The sequence below is a fragment of the Pseudoselenomonas caprae genome (genome assembly GCF_008271345.1).
Taxonomy (GTDB): domain Bacteria; phylum Bacillota; class Negativicutes; order Selenomonadales; family Selenomonadaceae; genus Selenomonas_A; species Selenomonas_A caprae.
Genome location: NZ_VTOZ01000005.1, coordinates 46,093 through 69,765 on the forward strand (window position 1 = coordinate 46,093; position 23,673 = coordinate 69,765).

The 23,673-nt window shown below is 54.6% G+C and carries 24 protein-coding genes and 1 riboswitch; of the genes, 22 read left to right on the forward strand and 2 right to left on the reverse strand.

The annotated features are described in order from the left end of the window. The first annotated feature begins 6 nt into the window (after positions 1 to 6). The 17 genes from lon to FZ041_RS03540 all read left to right on the forward strand — a co-directional run bounded on the left by lon (position 7) and on the right by FZ041_RS03540 (position 17,122). Positions 7 to 2,313, forward strand: coding sequence for an endopeptidase La (gene lon / locus FZ041_RS03460; protein ID WP_149188537.1), 2,307 nt, complete (start codon positions 7 to 9; stop codon positions 2,311 to 2,313). Between the two features lie 48 nt (positions 2,314 to 2,361). After that, entirely contained in the window at positions 2,362 to 2,994 is a 633-nt protein-coding gene (yihA, locus tag FZ041_RS03465; protein ID WP_149188538.1) for a ribosome biogenesis GTP-binding protein YihA/YsxC, read from the forward strand. 94 nt (positions 2,995 to 3,088) lie between these two features. Continuing rightward, positions 3,089 to 3,547 carry a siroheme decarboxylase subunit alpha gene (gene ahbA, locus FZ041_RS03470; protein WP_075441749.1) on the forward strand — a complete coding sequence of 153 codons (459 nt, stop codon included), beginning with the start codon at positions 3,089 to 3,091 and terminating at the stop codon, positions 3,545 to 3,547. 23 nt (positions 3,548 to 3,570) lie between these two features. Further along, positions 3,571 to 4,056 (forward strand): siroheme decarboxylase subunit beta, encoded by a 486-nt coding sequence (ahbB, locus tag FZ041_RS03475; RefSeq protein WP_075441979.1) that lies wholly within the window; start codon positions 3,571 to 3,573, stop codon positions 4,054 to 4,056. Positions 4,057 to 4,171: 115 nt separating this feature from the next. Beyond that, a complete protein-coding gene (locus FZ041_RS03480; RefSeq protein ID WP_075441751.1) occupies positions 4,172 to 4,354 on the forward strand; it encodes a YjfB family protein in 183 nt (60 codons plus the stop codon). 92 nt (positions 4,355 to 4,446) lie between these two features. After that, a complete protein-coding gene (locus FZ041_RS03485) occupies positions 4,447 to 4,839 on the forward strand; it encodes a C-GCAxxG-C-C family protein (RefSeq protein ID WP_255449223.1) in 393 nt (130 codons plus the stop codon). A gap of 124 nt (positions 4,840 to 4,963) precedes the next feature. Continuing rightward, positions 4,964 to 6,649: a glycoside hydrolase family 13 protein gene (locus FZ041_RS03490; protein ID WP_149188540.1), complete on the forward strand. Its 1,686-nt coding sequence runs from the start codon at positions 4,964 to 4,966 to the stop codon at positions 6,647 to 6,649. 456 nt (positions 6,650 to 7,105) lie between these two features. Then, a complete protein-coding gene (locus FZ041_RS03495; protein ID WP_255449224.1) occupies positions 7,106 to 8,947 on the forward strand; it encodes a methyl-accepting chemotaxis protein in 1,842 nt (613 codons plus the stop codon). A 52-nt stretch (positions 8,948 to 8,999) separates the two neighbouring features. Beyond that, positions 9,000 to 9,116: riboswitch (FMN riboswitch) on the forward strand. A gap of 79 nt (positions 9,117 to 9,195) precedes the next feature. After that, the gene (gene ribD / locus FZ041_RS03500; RefSeq protein ID WP_149188541.1) at positions 9,196 to 10,314 is read left to right on the forward strand and encodes a bifunctional diaminohydroxyphosphoribosylaminopyrimidine deaminase/5-amino-6-(5-phosphoribosylamino)uracil reductase RibD; all 1,119 of its coding nucleotides are present in this window, start codon (positions 9,196 to 9,198) and stop codon (positions 10,312 to 10,314) included. 4 nt (positions 10,315 to 10,318) lie between these two features. Then, entirely contained in the window at positions 10,319 to 10,954 is a 636-nt protein-coding gene (locus FZ041_RS03505) for a riboflavin synthase (protein WP_149188542.1), read from the forward strand. Positions 10,955 to 10,970: 16 nt separating this feature from the next. Then, the gene (locus tag FZ041_RS03510; protein WP_033169808.1) at positions 10,971 to 12,182 is read left to right on the forward strand and encodes a bifunctional 3,4-dihydroxy-2-butanone-4-phosphate synthase/GTP cyclohydrolase II; all 1,212 of its coding nucleotides are present in this window, start codon (positions 10,971 to 10,973) and stop codon (positions 12,180 to 12,182) included. Positions 12,183 to 12,206: 24 nt separating this feature from the next. Further along, positions 12,207 to 12,674, forward strand: coding sequence for a 6,7-dimethyl-8-ribityllumazine synthase (gene ribH / locus FZ041_RS03515; RefSeq protein ID WP_149188543.1), 468 nt, complete (start codon positions 12,207 to 12,209; stop codon positions 12,672 to 12,674). A gap of 27 nt (positions 12,675 to 12,701) precedes the next feature. After that, positions 12,702 to 13,259, forward strand: coding sequence for a phosphodiesterase (gene yfcE, locus FZ041_RS03520; protein ID WP_149188544.1), 558 nt, complete (start codon positions 12,702 to 12,704; stop codon positions 13,257 to 13,259). 128 nt (positions 13,260 to 13,387) lie between these two features. Next, positions 13,388 to 14,266, forward strand: coding sequence for an Hsp33 family molecular chaperone HslO (gene hslO, locus FZ041_RS03525; protein WP_033169805.1), 879 nt, complete (start codon positions 13,388 to 13,390; stop codon positions 14,264 to 14,266). Further along, on the forward strand, positions 14,238 to 14,981 hold the full coding sequence (locus tag FZ041_RS03530; protein WP_187626294.1) for a M48 family metallopeptidase: 744 nt from the start codon (positions 14,238 to 14,240) through the stop codon (positions 14,979 to 14,981). The genes hslO and FZ041_RS03530 overlap by 29 nt, the downstream gene beginning before the upstream one ends. A gap of 119 nt (positions 14,982 to 15,100) precedes the next feature. Further along, positions 15,101 to 15,790, forward strand: coding sequence for a hypothetical protein (locus FZ041_RS03535; RefSeq protein ID WP_149188546.1), 690 nt, complete (start codon positions 15,101 to 15,103; stop codon positions 15,788 to 15,790). A gap of 12 nt (positions 15,791 to 15,802) precedes the next feature. Further along, positions 15,803 to 17,122, forward strand: a complete 1,320-nt coding sequence (locus tag FZ041_RS03540) for a glutathionylspermidine synthase family protein (protein ID WP_149188547.1) — start codon at positions 15,803 to 15,805, stop codon at positions 17,120 to 17,122. Positions 17,123 to 17,207: 85 nt separating this feature from the next. Here FZ041_RS03540 and rpmB read toward each other — a convergent pair whose 3' ends face one another. Together rpmB and pepF are read right to left on the reverse strand one after the other, a co-directional pair. Then, positions 17,208 to 17,399 (reverse strand): 50S ribosomal protein L28, encoded by a 192-nt coding sequence (gene rpmB, locus FZ041_RS03545; RefSeq protein ID WP_075441773.1) that lies wholly within the window; start codon positions 17,397 to 17,399, stop codon positions 17,208 to 17,210. 108 nt (positions 17,400 to 17,507) lie between these two features. Continuing rightward, positions 17,508 to 19,307 carry an oligoendopeptidase F gene (gene pepF, locus FZ041_RS03550; RefSeq protein ID WP_149188548.1) on the reverse strand — a complete coding sequence of 600 codons (1,800 nt, stop codon included), beginning with the start codon at positions 19,305 to 19,307 and terminating at the stop codon, positions 17,508 to 17,510. A gap of 121 nt (positions 19,308 to 19,428) precedes the next feature. On the opposite strand from pepF, the gene FZ041_RS03555 reads away from it, so the two are divergent. From FZ041_RS03555 to FZ041_RS03575, 5 genes are all read left to right on the forward strand, one after another. After that, positions 19,429 to 21,222 carry a B12-binding domain-containing radical SAM protein gene (locus tag FZ041_RS03555; protein ID WP_255449225.1) on the forward strand — a complete coding sequence of 598 codons (1,794 nt, stop codon included), beginning with the start codon at positions 19,429 to 19,431 and terminating at the stop codon, positions 21,220 to 21,222. After that, complete coding sequence (locus FZ041_RS03560) at positions 21,203 to 21,718, forward strand: GNAT family N-acetyltransferase (protein ID WP_149188549.1); 516 nt, start codon at positions 21,203 to 21,205, stop codon at positions 21,716 to 21,718. Before FZ041_RS03555 ends, FZ041_RS03560 begins: the two co-directional genes overlap by 20 nt. A 31-nt stretch (positions 21,719 to 21,749) precedes the next feature. Further along, entirely contained in the window at positions 21,750 to 22,715 is a 966-nt protein-coding gene (gene mnmL / locus FZ041_RS03565; RefSeq protein ID WP_149188550.1) for a tRNA modification radical SAM protein MnmL/YtqA, read from the forward strand. Positions 22,716 to 22,796: 81 nt separating this feature from the next. Then, positions 22,797 to 23,168: a hypothetical protein gene (locus FZ041_RS03570; protein WP_075441795.1), complete on the forward strand. Its 372-nt coding sequence runs from the start codon at positions 22,797 to 22,799 to the stop codon at positions 23,166 to 23,168. Between the two features lie 157 nt (positions 23,169 to 23,325). Next, entirely contained in the window at positions 23,326 to 23,613 is a 288-nt protein-coding gene (locus FZ041_RS03575) for a LysM peptidoglycan-binding domain-containing protein (protein WP_075441797.1), read from the forward strand. Positions 23,614 to 23,673: the final 60 nt, after the last annotated feature.

A 23,673-nucleotide genomic window follows, 5' to 3' on the forward strand; every position in this document is an offset into this window, starting at 1 on the left:
GATAGTATGGCCGAGATACGTACTTTGCCATTGCTGCCACTGCGCGGCATGATGGTTTTTCCGTACATGATGATTCATCTCGATGTGGGACGCACCCGCTCGATGGCGGCGCTGGAGCAGGCTATGGTGGATGATCGGGAGATCATGCTGACGGCCCAGCTGGATGCAGAAGTCGATGAACCCAAGATGGAAAATCTCTATACGGTCGGTACGGTGGCTGAAATCCGCCAGATCGTCAAGATGCCGGGCGAGAGCGTGCGCGTGCTGGTCGAAGGCCAGCACCGCGCTATCATCAAGGCTTACCGCGAGACCGAGAATTATGCCGAAGTCGACATCGAAGAGTATAAAGACAGGATCGATACGTCGATGGGCATGGAAGCACTGAATCGTGCCGTAGTGCATGAGTTTGAGGAGTGGGTCAAGCTCTCGAAGAAGATCCCGCCTGAGACGCTGGTATCTGTCGCCATCATCGACGATGCCGGCCGGCTGGCTGACCTCATCGCGAGCCATCTGAACCTGAAGCTGGAGACGCGGCAGGAACTGCTGGCTGCCATCGACATCAAGGCGCGCCTGGAGAAGCTTTACGAGGTGCTGGCACGTGAGCTCGAGATCCTGCAGCTGGAGCAAAAAATCGGCCGCAAGGTCCGCAAGCAGATGGATAAGATCCAGAAGGATTACTATCTGCGTGAGCAGATCAAGGCCATCCGCGAGGAGCTCGGCGATAAGGACGGCAAGACTGCCGATATCGAGGAGGCACGCCGCAAGCTGGCGGAGGGCGATTATCCTGAGCAGGTCCAGAAGACCGTGGAGAAGGAAATCAACCGCCTCGATGGTATGAGCAGCATGAATGCGGAAAACAATGTGATCCGCAATTATATCGACTGGCTGCTGGATCTGCCCTGGCGCAAGCAGTCGGAGGATACCGTCGATATCGGCGAGGCGCAGAAGGTCCTCGACCATGACCACTATGGCCTCAAGAAGGTCAAGGACCGCATCCTCGACTACCTGGCTGTGCATCAGCTGGCCAAGGACAAGAGTGCGCCGATTCTGTGCCTCGTGGGGCCGCCAGGCGTCGGCAAGACGTCGTTGGCCTCGTCGGTGGCGCGGGCGACGGGCCGTGAGTTCGTGCGGGCCTCCTTGGGCGGTGTGCGCGATGAGGCCGAAATCCGCGGCCATCGCCGCACCTATATCGGTGCCATGCCGGGCCGTATCATCGAGGGCATCCGCAACGTGGGCACCTGCAATCCGGTGTTCCTGCTCGATGAGGTCGACAAGCTCAGCATGGACTATCGTGGCGACCCGTCGGCGGCACTGCTCGAGGTATTGGACCCTGCGCAGAACTCGACGTTCAGCGACCATTTCATCGAGCTGCCCTTTGACTTGTCAAAAGTCATGTGGATCGTCACGGCGAATAACCTGAGCAATATCCCGCGGGCTCTGCGCGACCGCATGGAGATCATCCAGCTGTCAAGCTACACCGAAATCGAGAAACGCGAGATTGCCAAGCGCTATCTCGTCGCGCGCCAGCGTGAGCAGAACGGGCTCAAGGCCAAGGATATCCACTTCGGGGCAGGGGTGATCGACAAGATCATCGAGAATTACACGCGCGAGGCTGGCGTCCGCGAGCTTGAGCGCGTCATCGGGCAGGTATGCCGCAAGGCGGCGCGCCGTCTTGTCGAGGGCGAAGAGGCACCCATCAAGGTGACGAAAAAGAATCTGACTGATTTCCTCGGCAAGGTCAAGTATCTCGATCCCAAGGGCAGGAAGAAACCGCAGGTCGGTGTCGTATCCGGCATGGCCTGGACAGAGGTCGGCGGCACGCTGCTGCCGACGGAGGTCTCGGTGCTCAAGGGCAAGGGCAAGCTGATATTGACCGGTCAGCTCGGCGATGTCATGCAGGAGTCGGCGCAGGCAGGCCTTACCTATATCCGCAGCCGCTCGGACAAGCTGAAGCTGCCAGAGGACTTCTATGAGAAGGAAGACATCCACATCCATCTGCCTGAGGGAGCTATCCCGAAGGACGGCCCCTCGGCCGGCATCACGATGGCAACGGCCATGATCTCGGCGCTGACAAACCGCAAGGTGCGCAGCGACGTGGCCATGACGGGTGAAATCACGCTGCGCGGCACGGTGCTGCCAATCGGCGGGCTCAAGGAGAAGGTGCTGGCTGCTTATCGTGAGGGCATGAAGACAATCATCCTGCCGAAGGATAACGAACGCGACATCGAAGATATACCCGAATCGGTCCGCGAGAAGCTGGAGTTTGTGCCAGTGGAATCGATGGATCAGGTATTGAAAACCGCATTGATGTAAGAAGAGCCTTCCCTTTGGGGAAGGTTTCTTCATGAAGGAGATGAAAGCATGAGCACAAAGAAGGATAGAGTCATCATCACCCAGGGCCAGTATGTGGCTTCGGCGGTCAAGAAGGATCAGTATCCGGAAAACGATCTGCCGGAGATTGTCTTCATCGGCCGCTCGAATGTCGGCAAGTCGTCGCTGATCAATTCGCTGACACGGGTCAACAATCTGGCGCGCGTTTCCTCGCAGCCAGGCAAGACGCAGACCATCAATTTCTTTGAAGTCGGTCTAAAGATTGCCGAGGTCGAGGGCCGCAAGGCCTTCTATCTTGTCGACCTGCCAGGCTATGGCTATGCCAAGACGGGCAAGGAGAAGCGCAAGATCTGGTCAAAATTCATCGAGGAATATCTGCTGACTTCCCAGCGGCTGCAGTTCGTCTGCCAGCTCATCGACATCCGTCATGAACCGATGGCTTCGGATGTCGAGATGTTTGAATGGCTCGTAAAGAACAATATTCCGGTGCTGATCGTGGCCACGAAGTGCGACAAGATTGGCAAGACGGTGCGGCAGAGAAGCATTGCGGCCATCAAGCGCAAGCTCGGCGTCGCGGAGCTGTCGGTGCTGCCGTATTCGTCACTGAAAAATGAAGGCCGTTCAGATTTACTTGACGTCATTGGGGATAGTTTGGTAGAATAAGAGTAAAGAAATATGAATCCGATTCACATCTGGGGGAAATGAGCAGCATAGATAAGAATCGGAACGGTGTATTTATTAGGGAGAGGGATATACCATGAAAGAGCTTACGTCATTTGACAAGTCTTTACTCAATCTGCTGCAAGGCAATCTGCCGGTTTGCAGCCATCCATTCGCCGCATTGGCTGACGAGCTGGGCACCGATGAGCAGACGGTGCTGACGCGCTTGCAGATGCTGAAGCAGGAGGGATACCTGCGCCGCATCGGCACGTTCTTCAATTCGAACAAGTTGGGCTATAAGGGCACGCTGGTAGCACTGCGTGTCGAGCCGGACAAGATCGAGACGGTGGCTGAGGCCATCAACCGCTACCCGGGGGCCACGCACAACTATGAGCGCGAGGGCCGCTATAACCTTTGGTTCACTTTGCTGACGCCGTGCCTGGAGACGGAGAAGAAGATCCTCGATGAGGTCGAGGCACTGCCTGGCGTTGAGGATCTGCTGAATCTCAAGGCGAACAAGAAATACAAGATCAATGTACAGTTCAAGCTGCATTGATGAGGAAGACCGGGGTAGAGATGATGGCACAAGAAACAGCAATGACAGAACTTGATAAGAAGATAATCCGCGCCTTGCAGGGAGATTTCCCCTTGGTCGCCGAGCCGTATCAGGTGCTTGCTGATCAGGCGGGGGTCTCGAAGGAGGAGTTCCTGGCTCGTGTCAAGGTGCTCGAAGAGCAGAAGGTCATCCGCAAGATGGGGGCGGTGCTGCGCCACCGTGAGGTCGGTTTCAGCGCCAACGTCCTGGTCGCCTGGGTGGTGCCTGAGGCACGGCTGGATGAGGTGGCCCAGAAGATGGCGGCGAGCCCGTCGGTCTCGCACTGCTATGACCGCAATACGGCACCGGACTGGCCGTACAACCTCTATACGATGGTGCATGGCCATAGCCGTGAGGAATGCGAGCAGATTGTCGAGGAACTCGGCAAGGCCTGCGGCATCAGCGAGCATACGAAGCTCTATTCCAAGAAAGAGTGGAAGAAGACTTCGATGAAATATTTCTGTGAATGACAAGATAGTGCCTGCAGGGGGCGGTGCCCCTGGCAGGCATTTTGCTATTTAAGTATTTGGCTGTTTCAGCCGATAATATATATGGCACAAGGATGTGTGATAGGAGGTGCACGATATGGATATGAGCATTGCCGCTATGTCGGTAGGCATGCATCAGGCACAGGCCGGTCAGGATATGGGCGTCGCTGTCCTCAAGATGGCGATGGAGACGGCCGAGGCAGGCCCGGAAGAACTTCTCGAGCAGATGGAAGCAAGCCTTGACCCCAATCTCGGCGCTCTGGTTGACATTCAGGCCTAACGCAAAAGAATCCTGTCTGACGGCAGGATTCTTTTTTGCACTTTGGGGGTTAATCGTGTAAGATAAAGGCAGGTTATATTTTAGGAGGAATCATGATGGCAGTAAATAGCGTTCGGGCTGAAAAGGCTGTGGAATATCTGCATGGCGGGTGCAATTGCGCGCAGGCTGTGCTGTGTGCGTTCCGTGATATGCACGGAAAATCTGAAGAGGAGATAAAGGCTTGGGCAGCAGGCTTTGGCTCCGGTATGGGCAGCATGGAGGGTACCTGTGGTGCGTTCTGTGGTGCGGTTATGGTGGTCGGGTTGATGCAGAATGACAATGTGGCCAGCAAGAAAATCGCCCGCGAAATGAATGCGGAGTTCAAGGCGGCTGCCGGGGCAACCATCTGCGGAGACCTCAAGGGCATCAAGACGAAGCAGGTGCTTTGCTCCTGCGATGACTGCGTACGCCATGCCGTGGCGGCGCTCGAAAAACATATGGCATGATTGCTTGGATATCGGTACAGAGATTGTACCGATATCCATTTTTGGTTTCCGCTTCAGCAGGTTTCTTGCGAAGGAAAAGGGAAGTCTAGAAGCGTAAGTCAAGAAAAAAATGGAGGCATATGGTATGGAACAAGAGAAACGAGCATGGTGGAAGGAAGCTGTGATCTATCAGATCTATCCGCGGTCCTTTGCCGACAGCAATGGCGATGGCATCGGGGATCTGAATGGCATCACGGAGCACTTGGATTATCTGGCAGAGCTGGGCATCGATGTGATCTGGCTTTCGCCGATCTATGCGTCGCCGAATGATGACAATGGCTATGACATTTCGGATTATCGTGCCATCATGGATGACTTTGGCACGATGGCTGATTTTGACCGGTTGCTTACGGAGGCACATGCGCGCCATATCCGCATCGTCATGGATCTGGTGGTCAACCATACCTCGGATGAACATCCGTGGTTTATCGAAAGCCGTAAGTCCAAGGATAATCCTTATCGCGACTACTATATCTGGAAAGATCCACGGGATGGTGGGGCACCGAATAAGTGGGCTTCGTGTTTCAGCGGCCCGGCCTGGCAGTATGATGAGCAAACCGGCCAGTATTACCTGCATTGTTTCAGCCGCAAGCAGCCGGATCTCAACTGGGATAATCCCAAAGTGCGCGATGAGGTGTTTGACCTGATGGACTGGTGGTGCCAGAAGGGTATCGACGGGTTCCGCATGGACGTCATTTCGATGATCAGCAAGCATCCGGATTTCCCCGATGGGCCTGTCCATGAAGACGGCTATAGCGATATGTTTGCCTATGTCTGCAACGGGCCCCATGTGCATGAGTACCTGCAGGAAATGAATCGCCGGGTGCTCTCGCGGTATGATTTGCTGACCGTCGGGGAGGCAGCTGGCGTTACGGTCGAGGAGGCCAAGAAATACGCCAATAGTGCGGGGACGGAGCTCGGCATGGTTTTCCATTTTGAGCACACGGATGGTGCCGCCAACTCGGAGGCGGTCATCGGCAAGTGGACGAAGAACCCGCCGAAGATGCCGTATGTGCGCAAGATCCTCAATAAGTGGCAGACGGAACTGGAGGGCAAGGCCTGGGGAAGTCTCTATTGGGACAATCACGACCAGCCGCGGGCGGTCTCGCGGTTCGGCAATGATGCGCCGCAGTGGCGCGTGAAGTCGGCCAAGATGCTTGCCACGGTGCTGCACATGCAGAAGGGGACGCCCTATATCTACCAAGGCGAGGAAATCGGCATGACGAATATGCATTTCCATTCGGTAGCGGACTGCGCGGATATCGAGGAGAAAAATGCCTGGCAGGAGCTCGTGGTGGACAAAAAGCTCGTGGATGGAAAGACGCTGCTCGCCTGCTTTGATACGGTGGCCCGCGACAATGCGCGCACGCCGATGCAGTGGGACGATACGCAAAATGCCGGTTTCACGACGGGCAAGCCATGGCTGGCCCTCAATCCGAATTATACGGATATCAACGTCAAGGCGGCACTGGCAGACAAGGATTCCGTGTTCTATTATTACCAGCAGCTCATCAAGCTGCGCCATACCTACCCAATCATCGTCTATGGAAGGTTTCGGCCGCTGCTGGAGGACAGCGGGGAAATCTACGCCTATCAGCGTGAGCTTGACGGGCAGGTGCTGACGGTGGCAGCGAACTGGACGGAGCGGGAGGTTCCGTGCAATTTGCTGGATGGACTGCCGGGCAGAGAGCTCATCGCGAATTACGCAGCGCATAAAAATGGCTGGCTCCAGCCATACGAGGCGCGTGTAATCCTCACAGACAAATCTTGATATATAAGCATATATGTACATATGATGTATACATAAACAATAAGTGTACAAAAGAAAAGGTTTTCTTGCTTTCCTTTTGTCCTTGTGTTATAATCTATTCTTAATAAAGCAAGGCGTATTTCTGTGACAGTGTATCATTGCGGGCTGTTGGGGAAGGCGCAGGGAAATAGCAAAGAATCCGGGCTGCGGAATGGCAGCTCGGATTCTTTGCAAATGGGAGATAGTTTACTTTCATCAAGCAACTAATCGCAGCAATCGTTTCAGTCGGTAAGGACAGCCCAGGCTGTTTTTATAGATCCAATACCATATGCAGAAGGAGAAATGTGAATGGGAATCAAGCAAAAGTTTCTAGTGTTGTCGGGGATCATGGGGATCTTGATGGCTGTGGTGTCGATTGCGGGCTACTATATAGCCAGCTCGGACCTGGCGTAGAGTGTTGACAATGAGCTGCGCACGGTGGTGGCCAAAGAGGTGTCCGATGTGGATGGCTGGCTTATGGCCAAGCAGGCGTCGACTGCGCATACGGCCAATGTCATGACGGCGTATAATGGGGACAAGGCCAGCATGCAGACCAACGCAGCCCTGCAATCGGCATCGTCGGAGGCCGATGTCATGGGTGTCACGCTCGGCATGGAGGATAAGTATTTCGCTTCCTCGACGGGCGGCAATCTGACCGGTCAAAAAGACCCGACGCAACGTCCGTGGTATCAGCAGGCCAAGAAGGACGACAAGGTGGAATTCACCGATGCGTATGTCGATGCCATCACGAATAAGCTCATCATCTCGGCCATTGCGCCGGTCAAGGCCAACGGGCAGTTTATCGGTGCGGTCTGCAACGATATTTCGCTTGATGCACTCGATGAGCAGGTAAAGAATATCGAGTACCATGGCGAAGGCCAGGGCATCATCTTAGAGAAGACGGGCAACATCCTCGCGACGGCCGGCCTTGGCAAACCTATGCAGAATTTTGCTGAGGTCGATGGCTTTGGCGAGCACTTCAAGGAAATGCAGGGGAAGGAATCCGGTTACTTTACGACGAGCAGTGATGGTAATGATATCGTGTTTGCCTATGCGAAGGTGCCTTCGACGGAATGGCTGATTGGCATTGCGGTGCCGGAGGATTTTGTATTTGCAGCGCTCAAGCATATGCGTTGGGTATTTGGTCTTTTGACGCTCGTCGGTTTTGCGCTGATGATGTTTGTCTGCCAGTATTTCGCCCAGAAAATCACGCGGCCGATTTTGGGACTCAACGAGCATGCGGTTCAGCTGGCTGATGGCAATCTGCGCATGGCCGACCTGCCGGTGGAAAGTACCGATGAAATCGGTCAGCTCACCCAGGCTTTCAATACCATGAACAAGAACATCCGCAGTCTCATTCAGAAGATGAGCGCCGCCGCTGAGCAGGTGGCAGCATCCTCCGAGGAGCTTACGGCCAGTGCCCAGCAGTCGGCTGAGGCCGCCAACAGCGTGGCAGTGTCCGTGGGGGATGTGGCCCAGGGGGTCAGCGACCAGGCGGCCAGCGTCGATCATGCGAAGGATGTCGTGGAAGAAGTGGTCGGCCATATCAACGATGTGGCCAAGGGCATGGAGCATGTCAATGCGCGCACCAATGAGACCAACGATACGGCGGCTGCGGGCAGTGCACTCATGCAGTCGGCGATGGAAAAGATGGCTTTGATCGAGCAGGCATCCCAGGAATCGGCAGCCATCGTATCGCAGCTGGGCAAGAACAGCGAGCAGATCGGCAAGATCGTGGAGACGATCTCGGCCATTGCCGAGCAGACAAACCTCTTGGCCCTCAATGCAGCTATCGAGGCAGCCCGTGCCGGCGAGCAGGGCCGCGGCTTTACGGTGGTGGCGGAGGAAGTCCGCAAGCTGGCCGCTGAATCCCAGGAAGCAGCCGAAGACATCAAGCGTCATATCACGTCGATCCAGAGCGATACGAATCAGGCGGTTGGTTCGATGAAAGCAAGTACGGAGCAGATCCAGCTCGGTACCGATGCTATCCGTGAGGTCGGCGATCAGTTCGGACGTATCATCGCGAAAGTTCATGATATCAAGGAAGAAGTAGCGGACATGAATACGCGGGTGCATAAGGTTTCGAGCGGTGCCAGCTCGATTGTCGGAACCATGGAAGAAATCGACGAAGTCAGCCGCAAGGCGGCTGCGCATACGCAGACGATTTCGGCCGCAACGGAAGAGCAGTCGGCATCGACGGAGGAAATCGCTTCGGCGTCCCAGTCCCTGGCCAATATGGCGACGGAGCTGCAGGATGCGACGGCAAAATTCAAATTCTGATTACAAGATATATTGATAGGATGGATAAAAGCGTGCTATAATAAGACTTGAGATTTGTCTTTGAGGCGGGGAGAATTTCCCCACCGGCGGTATAGCCCGCGAGCCCTAGGGAGCATGATCCGGTGAGATTCCGGAGCCGACCGTATAGTCGGGACGAGAAAAGGCATGTTGTTTTGCATGCAATTTAAGCCAGCGGGAAGAGAAATCTTCCGCTGGCTTTTTTTCTGGGTCTCAATCACAAACCTAAGATGAAAGAATCTGAGGTGATACGATTGCAGGATGAAGATTTTATGCGTGTGGCGTTGCAGATGGCCCGCAATGCGGAGGGGCGTACCTCGCCGAATCCGCTGGTCGGTGCCGTGATTGTCCTCGATGGCCGCATCGTGGCGGCTGGCTGGCATCGCAAGGCCGGCACGCCCCACGCCGAGGTTCATGCGTTGCGCATGGCAGGTGACCTGGCCCGCGGAGCAACGCTCTATGTGACGTTGGAGCCCTGTGCCCACTATGGGCGCACGGGGCCTTGCGCCAAAGCGGTAGCGGAAGCTGGCGTTGCCAAAGTGGTCATCGCGATGCGCGACCCGAATCCACTGGTTGCTGGCAAGGGCATCAAGATTTTGGAAGATGCTGGTGTCGAGGTGGTCTGTGGCGTGCTCGAAGAAGAGGCTGTGGCGCTAAACGAGGTGTTCCTCAAATGGATTACGACCAGGCTTCCGTTTGTGGTGCTCAAGACCGCGATGACGCTTGACGGCAAGATCGCGACATCTGCCGGCGAGTCGCAGTGGATTACCAATGAGACTTCCAGGCGGCGCGTCCATGAGCTGCGTGATATCTACGATGGTATTCTCGCGGGAATCGGCACGGTGCTTAAAGACGACCCGAGCCTTACGACGCGGATTCCGGGCCGGACGGGCAAAAATGCCATCCGCATCATCGTCGACAGCAAGGCGCGCACGCCGCTTACGGCTAAGGTCGTGACCGACGGTGCGGCACCGACGATCGTGGCGGTGACGGAGCAGGCACCCAAAGAGCGCGTGCAGGCGCTGAAGGAAGCTGGCGTCGAAATCCTGGTGGCAGGCAGTGGCGAACACGTTGATTTGCAACTGCTCTTGGCAAAACTTGGCGAGCGGGAAATCTGCTCGGTATTTGTCGAGGGCGGCGGCCGCGTGAATTTCTCCCTGCTTGAGGCAGGTCTGGTAGACAAAGTCCAGGCGTTTATCGCGCCCAAGCTGATTGGCGGGCGCGAGGCGCTGACGCCGGTCGAGGGCGAGGGCTTTGCAAGGCTTTCCGATGCCGTAGAGCTTACGCGCGTGTCGGCAGAGCCGCTGGCGGGCGATATCCTGCTCACGGGTTATGTGGTACGGAGGTGAGACGTTGTTTACTGGAATCGTTGAAGAGGTCGGGCATATCCGGCGCATTGGCGGCGGGCAGCTTGCTATCGACTGCCAGAAGGTAGTTGAGGATGCCGCTTTGGGCGACAGCATTGCCGTAAATGGCGTCTGCCTTACCGTGACTTCGTTTGACAAGAATCATTTCACGGCAGATGTGATGCCTGAGACCATCCGGCGCACGTCGCTGGCGGAGCTTAAAAAGGGCAGTCCTGTGAATCTCGAGCGGGCACTGACGCTTTCGAGCCGTCTCGGCGGTCATATCGTCAGCGGCCATATCGATGGCACGGGCGAGATCCTTTCCTTTAAGGAGGAAGGCAATGCAATCTTGATGAAGATTGCGGCGGGGCCGGAACTTCTGCGCTATATCGTGGAAAAGGGTTCGGTGGCCCTCGATGGTATCAGCCTGACGGTGGCAGCCGTGACGAAGGCAGATTTTACGGTAAGCCTTATCCCGCATACCCGCGAGGTCACGAACCTTGGCAGTAAGAAGGCGGGCAGTACAATTAATATTGAAACCGATGTGCTCGGCAAATACGTTGAAAAGATGTTGGGCGGCAGTGAGAATCAGCCAAAGGCTGGCGGACTTTCGCGCGCGTTCCTGCTCGAGAACGGTTTTTGAATGAAGGAGAAAGATTATGGCAGATTTTGCAACAGTAGAGCAAGCCATTGAAGATATCAAGAATGGCAAAATGGTAGTGGTCGTCGACGATGAGGACCGCGAAAACGAAGGCGACCTCATCGTCGCCGCAGCGACGGTTACGCCCGAAGATGTCAACTTTATGGCTAAATATGCCAAGGGTCTCATCTGCACGCCAATTGACGGCAAGCGTCTCGATGAGCTCAACATCGGCCAGATGGTCGTCAACAATACGGACAATCATGAGACGGCATTCACGGTCTCGATTGACGCTCATGAGACGGATACGGGCATCTCGGCCTATGAACGCTGCCTGACGATTCGCAAGCTCCTCGATCCGAAGGCGCGTCCGTCGGATTTCCGCCGCCCGGGCCATGTGTTCCCACTGCGGGCGGTCGAGGGCGGCGTCCTGCGCCGCGCCGGCCATACGGAGACGACGACGGATCTGGCGCGGCTGGCTGGTTTTTATCCCGCAGGCCTTTGCTGCGAAATCATGGACGACGATGGGCACATGATGCGCACGCCGAAACTCATCGAGTTTGCCAAGGAGCATGGCTTGCATATGATTACGGTGCAGGCGCTCATCGAGTACCGCAAACGCACGGAGTCCTTTGTCGAGCAGGTCGCTGATGTTGATTTTCCGAGCAAGTTCGGTCATTTCCGCATCAAGTCCTACGAGAGCAAGCTCGATGGCAAATGTCATCTGGCCATCGTCAAGGGCGACGTTAAGGGCAAGAAAGACGTGCTGGTGCGTGTTCACTCCGAGTGCCTGACGGGCGATGCTTTGGGCTCGATGCGCTGCGATTGCGGCGATCAGCTCCATGCGGCGCTGGAGAAAATCGAAAAGGCTGGCGAGGGCGTCGTGCTCTATATGCGCCAGGAAGGCCGCGGCATTGGCCTCGCGAACAAGATGCGGGCTTATGCGCTGCAGGATAAGGGCCGCGATACGGTCGAGGCCAATGTCGAGCTCGGCTTTGCGCCGGATCTTCGCGATTACGGCATTGGTGCGCAGATTTTGGCGGACCTGGGGCTTACCAGCATTCGGCTGATGACGAACAACCCGGCTAAGCGTGCCGGCCTTGAAGGCTATGGCCTCAAGATTACCGAGCGCGTGCCGCTGATGATTCATGCCAATAAATTCGACAAGAACTATCTGACGGTCAAAAAAGTGAAGATGGGGCATCTCTTGAACGAAGAGACGTTGAAGTAAGAGGAATACAGGAGGTAATAAATCATGGCAAATGTAATGGAAGGTTTTATCACGGGCAAAGGGCTCAAATTCGGCATTGTCGTAGCCCGTTTCAATGAGTTCATCACGAGTAAGCTGTTAAGCGGGGCGCTCGATACGCTCCATCGTCATGAGGGCAATGATGAGGACATCGATGTGGCTTGGGTGCCGGGTGCATTCGAGATCCCGGTGGTGGCCAAGAAGATGGCAGAGAGCGGCAAATACGATGCGGTCATCTGCCTTGGTGCGGTTATCCGTGGGTCGACGACGCATTACGACTATGTCTGCAATGAGGTTTCCAAGGGCACGGCGCAGGTTGGCATGCAGACGGGGGTGCCGACGATTTTCGGTGTCGTGACGACGGAGAACATCGAGCAGGCTGTGGAGCGCGCTGGCACGAAGGCTGGCAACAAGGGCGTCGACAGCGCTATGGCCGCTATGGAAATGGCGAACCTGCTCAAGAAAATCGGTTAATCGCGTTTAGGAAAGAAGCTGTTTACGATGAAAATTGGTATTATCAGTGACACCCATGGTCATGAGGGTGCTTGGCAGACGGCCTTTGACAAGGCGTTCCACGATGCGGATATGATCCTGCATGCGGGCGATGTGCTCTATCACGGCCCGCGCAACCCGATGAAGGCCGATTACAATCCGGCAGGGCTCGTGGCAAAAATCAACAGCTGCCCGGTGCCGGTCATCATCGCTAAGGGCAACTGCGATTCGTCCGTCGATGCCAGCTGTCTGGAACTTCCCGTGCAGGCACCCTATGCCTATGTGGTTTATGAGGGCCTGCGCATTATCGTGACGCATGGCGACAGCGTCATGACCGATGAAGAAAAGGACAAGATGGCGGCCCATCTGAAGGCTGACCTCTTTGTAAGCGGCCATATCCATACGACAGTGCTTGAAAAGCGCGGTCAGACGGTGTTCTTGAATCCGGGCTCGGCGGCGCTCTCCAAGCGCGAAGATGGCCGTAACACCTATGCGGTGCTCGAAGACCGTACAATCCGGATTTATGATATCGATACCGACGAAGTGCTTATGCAGCATACGATTTAAGTATTAGACTTCCCCTTTGGGGAAGGTGCCCCGTAAGGGGCGGATGAGGTTAGAGGAAAGATCTCATCTGTCAGACTTTGTCTGCCACCTTCCCCAGCGGGGAAGGCTTTTTTAGGAAGGAAATAATCATGAAAGACCATTTAGTAAAAGCAACGGCTGAGGGCGTGCGCATCTATGCGGCGGTCACGACGGATCTGGTCAACGAGGCTATCCGCCGCCATGACTGCTATCCCGTAGCGGCAGCAGCCCTGGGCCGCACGATGACGGCGGCACTCTTGATGGCAGCCAACCTCAAGAACAAAGAGGCGCTGACGATAAAATTCGATGGCGATGGCCCGCTCGGAAAAGTCACGGCGGATGCGACGCCTGAGGGTTTTGTGCGCGGCTATATCGATGAACCGCATGTCAATCTGCCGCTCAACAGCCTCGGCAAAATCGATGTCGGCGGCGGTGTCGGCAAGGGCATGGTGTCGGTTACGCGCTTCACGGGGCTCAAGAACCCGATTACGGGCAGCACGGAAATCACCGATGGCGAGATTGCCGACGACCTCACGAAGTATCTCTACGTCTCCGAGCAGACGCCGTCGAGTGTCGGCCTTGGCGTACTCGTGAATCCCGATTTCAAGTGCATCGGCGCGGGCGGCTTTATCATCCAGCCGCTGCCCGATGCCACCGACGAATGCATCGATAAGCTCGAGGCCAACCTGCGCACGGTAAATTCCGTTTCGCATATGGTCGAGCGCGGCCTCGATGCTAAGGGCATCATTGCCGAGCTCCTGCAGGGTTTTGACGTCAACTACATGACGACGACAGACCTGGCCTTTAAATGCCAGTGCTCGAAGGAGCGCATCAGTGAGGTGCTCTTGAGCCTGGGCAAAAACGATTTGCAGACGCTCGTCGACGATGGTCATGCCGAAGTCTGCTGCCATTTCTGCAATGAGAAATACGAGTTTTCGGGCGAGGAACTGCAGGCAATCTTTGACGAGTCCGAAAAGCGCCGTAAGTGATATGCCGGAGGAAATCTTTTCGTTCGCAGGGCAGGTAGTGCATCTTCGGCGCAAGCGCATCAAGAACATGTACCTGCGGGTGCGAAGGCCTGACGGTCATATCGAGATTTCGGCGCCATTGTCCATGGAACGGGCGCAAATCGAGTCGTTCCTGCAGAAAAATTCTGCCTGGGTGCAGAAGAAACAGCAGGTATTGCGCGAGCGTATCGTGCAGCAGAAGTTGACTTGTCAGTATTTGACCGGTCAAAAGATAATGGTCTGGGGAACTCCCTGCGAGCTTGTAGTGCGCAGGACAAAGGGGCGTGAGGCCTCAGTCTGTCGCAAGGGGGAACGCATCCTCCTGACTGTGCCGGATTATGCGACGGCAGAACAAAGGCGCGACATCGTAAACGGCTGGTACCGGCAGCAGCTGGGGGTGGTTATCCCCAAGCTGCTGTCTCGTTGTGAAAACATCGTCGGCAAAAAGGCCGCCGAATGCCGCATCCGCAATATGAAAACGCGCTGGGGTACCTGCAATGTCATAAAGGCCCGCGTCTGGCTCAATCTGCAGCTGGCCAAATACAAGCCTGAGGCCCTTGAGTATGTCATGCTTCATGAACTCACGCACCTTTGGGTACCTAACCACGGCCCCGCCTTCAAGGCGCGAATGGACAAATACTGTCCCGACTGGCGCCGAATCCGCAAGGAACTCAATGAGAATGCAGATTTTTCCTAAAAAATTAAAATTTCTTTGGTCGGCAGATTTGTCTGCCGGCCTTTTTGTATTCTAATAGTTTTTTTATACTGAAAGTGTAAACTACTTACTATAGTTATAAAAATGAAGAAGGTAGTTACATGTCAGAACGAACAGCAAAGCTAACGAAGAAATTCATTTGCACCGCTTGGGCGCTGTCGCTGGTGGGCGTAGGTGTGGTGGCAGAGATGTCCGAGGGAAGTAATGAGGATACAGAGCCTGCGGTCCAAAACGATATGGAAGTAAGTAATGATTCTGGGCAGGGTGTGGTCTATCCCGTGGATGACGAGCCCTATGCAGATCAGGAGCTTTTGGATAGCCATGGCCGGAAGTATACATTGCATCAAAATGAGGATGGCACAGAAACCGCCCGCTATGATAATGGCGAAGAGGTAACTTTTCGCCGGGATGAACATGGAAATGTCAATTACTGTTCGGGGACAGCACCGTTGGCGGCAGTACTGGCCAGTTATTTCCTGTTTCATGGGTTCGTGTATCCGTCTGGTTCTGTGAGCGCTGCTGGCTTTACAGCAAATGCGCCGCTACGAACCACTTCGGCGAGCTATCGGGCGGAGGCCATGCGCAAATACACGCCTGCAGGGGGAAAGATACAAGACATCAAAACGCCTGTAGGCGTATATCAGGATAGGGAAAATCAGTCAGGTGGCAGCAGCTACAGCGGAGGCGGCTCCCGCACCAGAAAAAGTAGCGACAGCTCTAAGGGCAATAGCTCCGTGGGCAGTACGAAAAGTGGCTTTGGCAGTGCCGGGGCTAGAAGTGCGTCGTCGTAAAGGAGAGTATGAATGGCTATTGCAAATAAGATGCGGGATTGGATTGACGCGATTGACCGGAATATCATGCCCTTTGTGGACTATGAAGGGTATGATTACCGCTATCCGGCCGATGATATCCAGATTCTCCCTTGCCATAAAGCCGAGGATCTCCGGCGGGTAAGTCAAATATTGTTTAATGTTTTCCAGAAGGCTGTGAAGGTCTGCCAGCACTGCGATAATGAGTTCCTGAAGAATATGGAGATACCTGAGGCGATTATCCCGTATTTGCATCAAAAAAATGTCCTGAACCTTCCTACCTGGTTTTCCCGTTTTGATTATGTGGTTGACCGTTGGGGCCAGTTCAAGATGGTGGAGATAAATGCGGATACACCCTGCGCCGTGGTCGAAGCTTACTATGCCAATCGGTTAGCCTGTGACAATTTCGGCTGCCGGAATCCCAATGCGGCGGAATATACGGCTTTGACGAACTGGCTGGCCAATATTTATTGGCGTTCTGCTCCGGCCGTTGACCTGCATAGTGGCAGAGTTTCTGACAAGAGGCCGTTTATCTTCGCTTGCTTTGAAGATTATACGGAAGATTATGGGACGACAAGATTCCTGATGAAGGCGATGAAAGAAGGTGTCGGAAGACTTGCTCCCAAGGATGCGATTCGTTTTGAATCGTTTTATACCTTGCGAATTGATGAGACCAATCAGATTATTCTTCCCGACGGGCGGGCGGCCAGTGCTATCTATCGTTTGCATCCTATGGAAATACTCATTGATGAGACGACGGCAGACGGGGAGAGCCTTGGGACAGATTTGATGGACGGCTACAAGAACAGTAAGTTTACCATGTTCAACCCGCCGGAAGCCATCATCATGCAGTCGAAGGGATTCCAGGCCCTTATCTGGGCTTTGGCTCAAAAGGAGGCGGATATCTTCACGGCTAAGGAATTAAGTACCATAAAGGCGTATATGCTGCCGTCGTATTTTGAGGAAGATGCCGAGAAGGGCATTGCGGAAAATCCCGATTGCTTATGGATAAAGAAACCGTTATGGGGTAGGGAAGGCCTCGGTATCACAGTGGTTGATAAGAACGATACTGTGCAGATTTCCCGTGATGATATTGACATTGATGAGATTGTTCGCCGCGACAGCAGGACGGTTATGTGGCAGAAGTATGTTGACCAGGCAAGCATCAAAGTCCATACAGACGAAGGTCATTTGGAGGGTTATCAGACCATATCGTGCTTTATGCTGGGGAATAGTGCCAGTGCCTTGTATTCCCGGTTCTCGCCTTATGAGATTGCGGCCACCGAGGCTTATTGGCTGCCGCTGGGTATTTGAAAAATCCTATACAAATAAAGAAAGCGAAAGAGACGAGCTCTTTCGCTTTCTTTATGATATATCAGCTTTTGATATTATGCGCAAATTAGAGGGCACGCTGAACCTTACCGGAACGCAGGCAGCGCGTGCAGACGTTGACGCGTTTGACCTCACCGTCAACAACAGCGCGGACACGCTGGATGTTCGGTTTCCAAGCACGTTTCGTCTTCAGGTGGGAATGGCTGACGTTGTTACCGGACAGCTCACCCTTTGCACAAACTTCGCAAACACTTGCCATGTGTTACACCTCCTTAACTGTCGGAGCATAGTAGCCCCTAACACACAATATAAGTATTTTAGCATAAATTTCACAGGGGTGCAAGTAGAAAACCTTGACAGGCTGAAATTATTTGATAATTTTTTCAAGCTGATCGAGACACTGGGAGAATTTCCGGAAGGTGATGGCAAAGGGCTCGCGGCTCGTCATATCGACGCCGGCATTCTGCAGCAGCTTGATGGAGTAGTCGCTGCCGCCACTGGCGAGGAAGCCAAGATATGCCTGCTGGGCGGCTTCTCCTTGGGTGCGGACTTTCTCGGAAAGCGTCATGGCGGCCGCGTAACCCGTCGCGTACTGGTAGACGTAGAACGGGCGGTAGAAGTGCGGGATGCGTGACCACTCGGCGCGCAGCTCGTCGTCAAGCACGACGCCATCGCCGTAATACTTCCGGTTGAGGTCCATCCAGATGCCTTCCAATTTGTCGGCAGTCAGGGCATCGCCGTTTTCGACGGCTTCGTGCGTGAGTTTTTCAAACTCGGCAAAGAGCACCTGGCGGAAGACCGTCGTGCGGATTTGCTCGAGATAGAGGTTCAGATAATAGAGGCGCTCTTTTTCATCGGCATGTTTCAGCATGTATTCGAGCAGCAGGTTTTCGTTGGTGGTCGAAGCGACCTCGGCGCAGAAAATCGTGTATTCGGAATTGGTATAGTCCTGGTTCTTGGCACTGTAGAAGCTATGCATGCTATGGCCCATTTCGTGTGCCAGCGTGGAAATCGCATCGTAGGTATCGTGCCAGCTCATGAGTACGAATGGATGGACGCCATAGACGCCCCAGGAGTAGGCGCCACTGCGCTTGCCTTCGTTTTCGAGGCGGTCCACCCAGCCGCCGTCAAGGCCGGCAAAGAGGTCGGCAAGGTACTGCTGGCCGAGGGGGGCCAGGGCCTCCTTCAAGATGCTGCGGGCCTCGTCGTAGGTATAGGGCGTTTTCGGTTTTTCTACCACAGGCACGTAGAGGTCATACATATGGAGCGCATCGACACCCAGGAGTTTCTTCTTGAGCTGCATATAGCGATGGAGCTCGGGCAGGAATTCGTGGGTGACGTTTATGGTCTGCTCGTAGACGCTTACGGGAATATTGCCGGCATCGAGGGCGGCTTCGAGCATCGAAGGGTATTTGCGCGTGGTGCTAATGAACTGGCTGCTCTTGACCGAGGCGCTGTAAAGGCTCGCAAAGGTGTTGCGGAAGGAAAGGTAGGTGGCAAAGAGCTTGTGGAAGGCATCGGCGCGCACCTTGCCGTCCTGGGAGCGGATGAACTGCATATAGCGGCTCTCGGAGAGGGTCGTGAGCTTGCCGTCTTCCCCCAGGGTGTCGGGGAATTTCATATCCGCATTGGTCATGACCGTGTAGGTGTTGCGGGCCGTGGCACGGATCTCGCCGGTGCGGGCGAGGAAGGCTTCCTGCTCGGTGGTCAGCACATGTTCTTTGCCCCGCAGCAGGTCCTGGAACCGGAAGCTGTATTTGGCAAGCCCCGGCAGCGCAGCTGCCATAGTGCGGAGCGTCTCTTCGGGCAGGGCCAAGAGCTCGGGCTCGATGAAGGCGCAGGCTGCTGAGGCCTTGTCGAGGAGCGGCAGGCAGCTGGCAGTATCGGCCTGGTATTCCTGATTGGCCGTGTCGGTATCGGCCAGCATGCGGGCGTAGGCAAAGACAGCGCTGAGGCTGATCTCCATCGTGTCGACGGCGGTCAGGCAGTCAAGGAGCTGCTGCGGATCCGCAAGCTGTCCGGCGAACTGCTGGATCTTGGCCAGCTGGCTTTCGATGGCGTCGCGGGCCTTCTGCCAGTCGGCGCGGGTGGCGAAGATATCGTTGAGGTGCCATTTGTCTGCGGCAGGGATGTCCTCGCGGCGGGCCAGTTTATGTTGACTTGTCATAGTATCGTCCTCTCTATTAGAAAGTTGTTCTCAATTATTATAACACATACCAAGCGCAACTGTAATGTGATAGAATAAGTAGATATTATGTATACGGCTTATTCATATAGATAGAAGGAGAATGATTTTGACAGAAGAAATTTTGTGGCTGGGCATCAATGCGAAGTATTCGCACACGTCGCTGGCCATCCGTTATCTGCGCGAGGCAGTGCCAGGCTCGCGAATCTTGGAGCTTACGATTAATCATCAGCTGTTGGCGATGCTCGGGGAAATCTATGAGCAGCAGCCCAAAGTCCTTGGCATTTCGTGCTATATCTGGAATATCGAGGTCGTAAAGCGGCTGCTGCGTCTTTTGCCCGCGGCCCTTCCCGATACGGTCATCATCTGCGGCGGCCCGGAAGTTTCCTATGGTACGAAAGAATTCATGCGGGAATTTCCGATGGTCGACTATGTCCTGCGGGGGGAGGGCGAAGCGTCGATCCGCGCCTTGACAAGTCAGCTTCTGACAAGTCAATTTGACCGGTCAAAAGTCAATGACGCCCTTGACCAGTCAGAAATCCGCGGCGTTGCCTGGCGCAGCAATGCGGGGGCCATCCATGAGGGCTGTGATGTGACGGTGCCTGACCTTACGGAGGTACCCTTTGCCTACCGGGCGGAGGAGATGGCAGACATCCGGGAGCGCATCCTTTACTACGAGACGTCGCGGGGCTGTCCGTTTTCGTGTGCTTACTGCCTGTCCTGTGCGACGGCAGGTGTGCGGTATCTGCCGCTCACGCGGGTCTTTTCGGAGCTGGATTTTTTCGTGCGCCATGATGTACGGCAGGTCAAATTTGTCGACCGCACGTTCAACGCCAAGAAAAAGCACTTTCTGCCAATCTTGAAATACCTTTTGGCTCTGCCGGATTCGTGCCGTACGAATTTCCATTTCGAGGTGGCCATCGATTATCTCGACGAAGAGGTACTGACGGTGCTTAGCCAGCTGCCGAAAGGACGCGTGCAGCTCGAAATCGGCATCCAGTCGACGAACGAGCAGACGCTACAAGCTGTTTCGCGTGTCAATCACTGGGAAGATATCCAGGCGCATATCGAGCGCATCATGAGTTTCCATAATATGCATCTGCATGTCGACCTTATCATCGGCCTGCCCGGAGAGGGGATGGCGTCGTTCCATCGCTCGTTCAATGATGTTTATGCCTTGCAGACCGATATGCTGCAGCTGGGCTTTCTGAAATTCCTCAAGGGGGCGGCGATGATGAATCTCGTGACGCCCTATGGTTATCAGTACATGCCGATGGCGCCCTATGAAGTGCTCGTGACCGATGCGCTAAGCTACGGGGAGATTCGCTGGTTCCATAGCTTTGAGATGGTCTTTGAACTATACTACAATGCCGGCCGGTGCCGTAAGACGGCTGGTTATCTGATCCGTGAGGCCGAGCAGGGCGATGCCTTTGCCTTCTGGCAGAAATTCACCGATTGGTGGGAGGAAAAAGGCTTCCATAAGATTGGCCACAGCACGAAGAATCTCTATGGCTACCTGCGGGATTTTGCGTTAGCGGCCTATGACCTGCCGGCAGAGCTGTTGGATAATCTTCTGCGCTATGATGCACTGCTCGCCGACGGCGGCAAAATCCGCCCTGAGAACCTAAACTGGAACCGCCAGGCGTATCAGGACATCACCGCCGACTTCTGGAAAGGCGCCCCGAGCCGCGTGCGCGAGTATCTGCCGGATTATGAATTTACCAATTGGCGCGATGTCAACAAAAAGTACCATATTGAAATCTTTGCCTGCAATATACTCGCAGCAGAAGACGGAACATTGACCGGTCAACGGACGGCGGTATTATTTGACTACACGGCGGGCGAACCGGTATGTCAAAGGATAAGCTTGGCAATCGATGACATGGCGGCTCAGTGATCAGTTTGGATGGCAAAAAGAAAAGAAGTGTGTAGGATATATGGTAGTTTTAAGGCACTTTGCGTTGTATGATGCGGCAACGATTCAGAAAAAGCGATATCCAGCGAAAGCACGGGCGGAAATGGAGCAGCTGATTCGTGAATGGAATGAGAAGACTTATTCCGGCAGGAAGTTTGCGATGTTGGCCATTGTGCATGATGATGAAATCGTGGGGTACTGCTCGTGGTTTGAACATAGCAAAAGCGTTGTTTCCTTTGGCGTTGAGATATGGGAAGGTGAACGGAAAAAAGGCTATGCGTTTATGGCTTTGGCGCAGCTGGAGCTATGTGTGCGTGGAAAGGGGTTCGCCATTGTGCAAGATCAGGTGAGGGCGGATAATATTGCGAGCATCCGGCTGCATGAAAAATTGCAGTTTGAAACGGATGGGTATATCTACAAGAATCAAAAAGGCGGCGATGTATTGTTGTTTTTAAAACCGCTGACAACGGAATCATGAGCGCGGAAAGGAATCGATGGAGTAATAGAACATGGAACATGAGATATATAAGACGTTTTCCGATTATTTGAAGGACCGCTATGGCGAGAAGGTCTATAAGCTGCCGGTGGCTCTGCCGGTTACCTGCCCGAATCGCATCGGCGCATGCGGAAACGGCGGGGCGGGCTGCACGTTTTGTGGCTCGATTGGCGCTGGCTATGAGAATCTGCCGGCGGATATGACGATTACGGCGCAGCTGGCGGCCAACAAGGCCCATATCATCCCCAAGTACAAGGCCAAGAAATTCATCCCGTATTTCCAGAACTTCAGCAATACCTATGCGCCGCTGGAGAAATTGCGGGGCTGGGTGCAGGAGGCGGGGGCTGGCGAGGACATCGTGGCAATCTATATCGCGACGCGTCCGGACTGCGTCAGCGATGAATACCTGGCGATGCTGCGCGAGGAGGCAGATAAGCTGGGCATTGATATCTGCGTGGAGCTTGGCCTGCAGAGCGTCAACTACCGGTCGCTGCAGAAAATCAACCGCGGCCATACGCTGGGGGAGTTCATCGATGCGACCCTCCGCATCAAGGCCCATGGCCTGCAGACCTGCACGCATCTTATCTTGAATCTGCCCTGGGATGACATGACCGATGTGGTGGAAGATGCCAAGATCCTGTCGGCCCTCGGTGTCGACCAGGTCAAGCTGCATGCGCTGTACATCGTCAAGGGCACCGAGATGGCACGCCAATATGAGGCCGGCGAGCTTACGCTGGTTTCGCGGGAGGAGTATGAGGCCCGCGTCATCACCTTCCTGGAGCATCTGTCGCCAGACATCGTGCTCCAGCGCATCATCGGCCGCGCCCCAGAGACGAATACGCTCTTTTCCAATTGGCACACGGGCTGGTGGAAAATCCGCGACAACATCACGCATACGATGGCGGCGAATGGCCAGTACCAGGGACGTCTGTGCCGTTACCTCAACGGCCCGGCGGTGCGAAAGTTTTTGTCCGTGTAAGCAGGATATTGCCCTGAAATGTCTAATATAACAGTATAAATCGATGTACTGTCAATGGTAGGCAATGAAAGGGGCGATACTATGCAGGTTTGGATCGAACGGATTGGCCCGCTCGGCGAGAATGAACTTTACGCGTTTGGCCCGTCCTGGCAGGATGTCACCGGCCGGGTGGAGCTTGACGCCTTGGGCAATGGTGTGATACGCCGCAAACATGCGGCATTTTCGGAAAAGCAGATGGCGATCATTGCTGACCGGATTGACGGGTGGATCCGCGATCTGGGCAGCTGTCAGCTTTCCTGCATCAGTGCTGCCGACAAACTGGAGGATGAGCCGGAGCGCCGCTGCCGCTGGAAACCGCGGGCGGCGGATCTGCGTCCGCTGGACCTGCCGATGCGTTCGGTGGCGATTGCCCCCGACCATGCTGCTTGGGAGCAATACGAAACCTGGCTTTGATGAGAGAATGGCGAGAATCTTAACGGGTTCTCGTTTTTTTTGGCAAGGGGATTAAAATTTCCTGTAAAAATAAGCAAATTATTCTGAAAAGTATTGCTTTTGCCGTTGCGAGCCTTTATACTAAGCATAGGGAATGGCTTATATGGAGGAATACAGTATGAAAAAGGCAATTATCGCAATGATGGCTGTCTTTTGCCTTTGCTTTGTGGGAACGAATGCAGAAGCAGCTGGCAAGAACTGGAATTTTGTAGAGGAGTCGTATACGGTGCAGCATGGGGATACGCTGGAGGGAATTGCAGAGAAGTACATGAAGAAGAATACCTATGGCCCGCGCGAGCTGCGGGAGTTCATCGCAGGAATCAAGGAGCTCAATGATTGGCTGCTGAAGCGTGACGTTGCGGAGGGTGATACGCTGCGCATCAATTATTGGGAAAAGAAGAACTGACAGGATAAAGAAAGGGCGCCATGCAATCGGTGATGCATGGCGCCCTTTTTGTCTGCGCAG

Coding starts and splice junctions, on each gene's coding strand:
- FZ041_RS03485 (WP_255449223.1), top strand. CDS start 4,447: ATGATGGCAGTAAATAGCGTTCGGGCTGAAAAGGCTGTGGAATATCTG.
- FZ041_RS03480 (WP_075441751.1), top strand. CDS start 4,172: ATGGATATGAGCATTGCCGCTATGTCGGTAGGCATGCATCAGGCACAG.
- hslO (WP_033169805.1), top strand. CDS start 13,388: ATGAAAGACCATTTAGTAAAAGCAACGGCTGAGGGCGTGCGCATCTAT.
- lon (WP_149188537.1), top strand. CDS start 7: ATGGCCGAGATACGTACTTTGCCATTGCTGCCACTGCGCGGCATGATG.
- FZ041_RS03490 (WP_149188540.1), top strand. CDS start 4,964: ATGGAACAAGAGAAACGAGCATGGTGGAAGGAAGCTGTGATCTATCAG.
- ahbB (WP_075441979.1), top strand. CDS start 3,571: ATGGCACAAGAAACAGCAATGACAGAACTTGATAAGAAGATAATCCGC.
- rpmB (WP_075441773.1), bottom strand. CDS start 17,399: ATGGCAAGTGTTTGCGAAGTTTGTGCAAAGGGTGAGCTGTCCGGTAAC.
- FZ041_RS03535 (WP_149188546.1), top strand. CDS start 15,101: ATGTCAGAACGAACAGCAAAGCTAACGAAGAAATTCATTTGCACCGCT.
- pepF (WP_149188548.1), bottom strand. CDS start 19,307: ATGACAAGTCAACATAAACTGGCCCGCCGCGAGGACATCCCTGCCGCA.
- FZ041_RS03570 (WP_075441795.1), top strand. CDS start 22,797: ATGCAGGTTTGGATCGAACGGATTGGCCCGCTCGGCGAGAATGAACTT.
- FZ041_RS03555 (WP_255449225.1), top strand. CDS start 19,429: ATGATTTTGACAGAAGAAATTTTGTGGCTGGGCATCAATGCGAAGTAT.
- mnmL (WP_149188550.1), top strand. CDS start 21,750: ATGGAACATGAGATATATAAGACGTTTTCCGATTATTTGAAGGACCGC.
- ribD (WP_149188541.1), top strand. CDS start 9,196: ATGAAAGAATCTGAGGTGATACGATTGCAGGATGAAGATTTTATGCGT.
- yfcE (WP_149188544.1), top strand. CDS start 12,702: ATGAAAATTGGTATTATCAGTGACACCCATGGTCATGAGGGTGCTTGG.
- ribH (WP_149188543.1), top strand. CDS start 12,207: ATGGCAAATGTAATGGAAGGTTTTATCACGGGCAAAGGGCTCAAATTC.
- FZ041_RS03510 (WP_033169808.1), top strand. CDS start 10,971: ATGGCAGATTTTGCAACAGTAGAGCAAGCCATTGAAGATATCAAGAAT.
- ahbA (WP_075441749.1), top strand. CDS start 3,089: ATGAAAGAGCTTACGTCATTTGACAAGTCTTTACTCAATCTGCTGCAA.
- FZ041_RS03560 (WP_149188549.1), top strand. CDS start 21,203: ATGACATGGCGGCTCAGTGATCAGTTTGGATGGCAAAAAGAAAAGAAG.
- FZ041_RS03540 (WP_149188547.1), top strand. CDS start 15,803: ATGGCTATTGCAAATAAGATGCGGGATTGGATTGACGCGATTGACCGG.
- yihA (WP_149188538.1), top strand. CDS start 2,362: ATGAGCACAAAGAAGGATAGAGTCATCATCACCCAGGGCCAGTATGTG.
- FZ041_RS03575 (WP_075441797.1), top strand. CDS start 23,326: ATGAAAAAGGCAATTATCGCAATGATGGCTGTCTTTTGCCTTTGCTTT.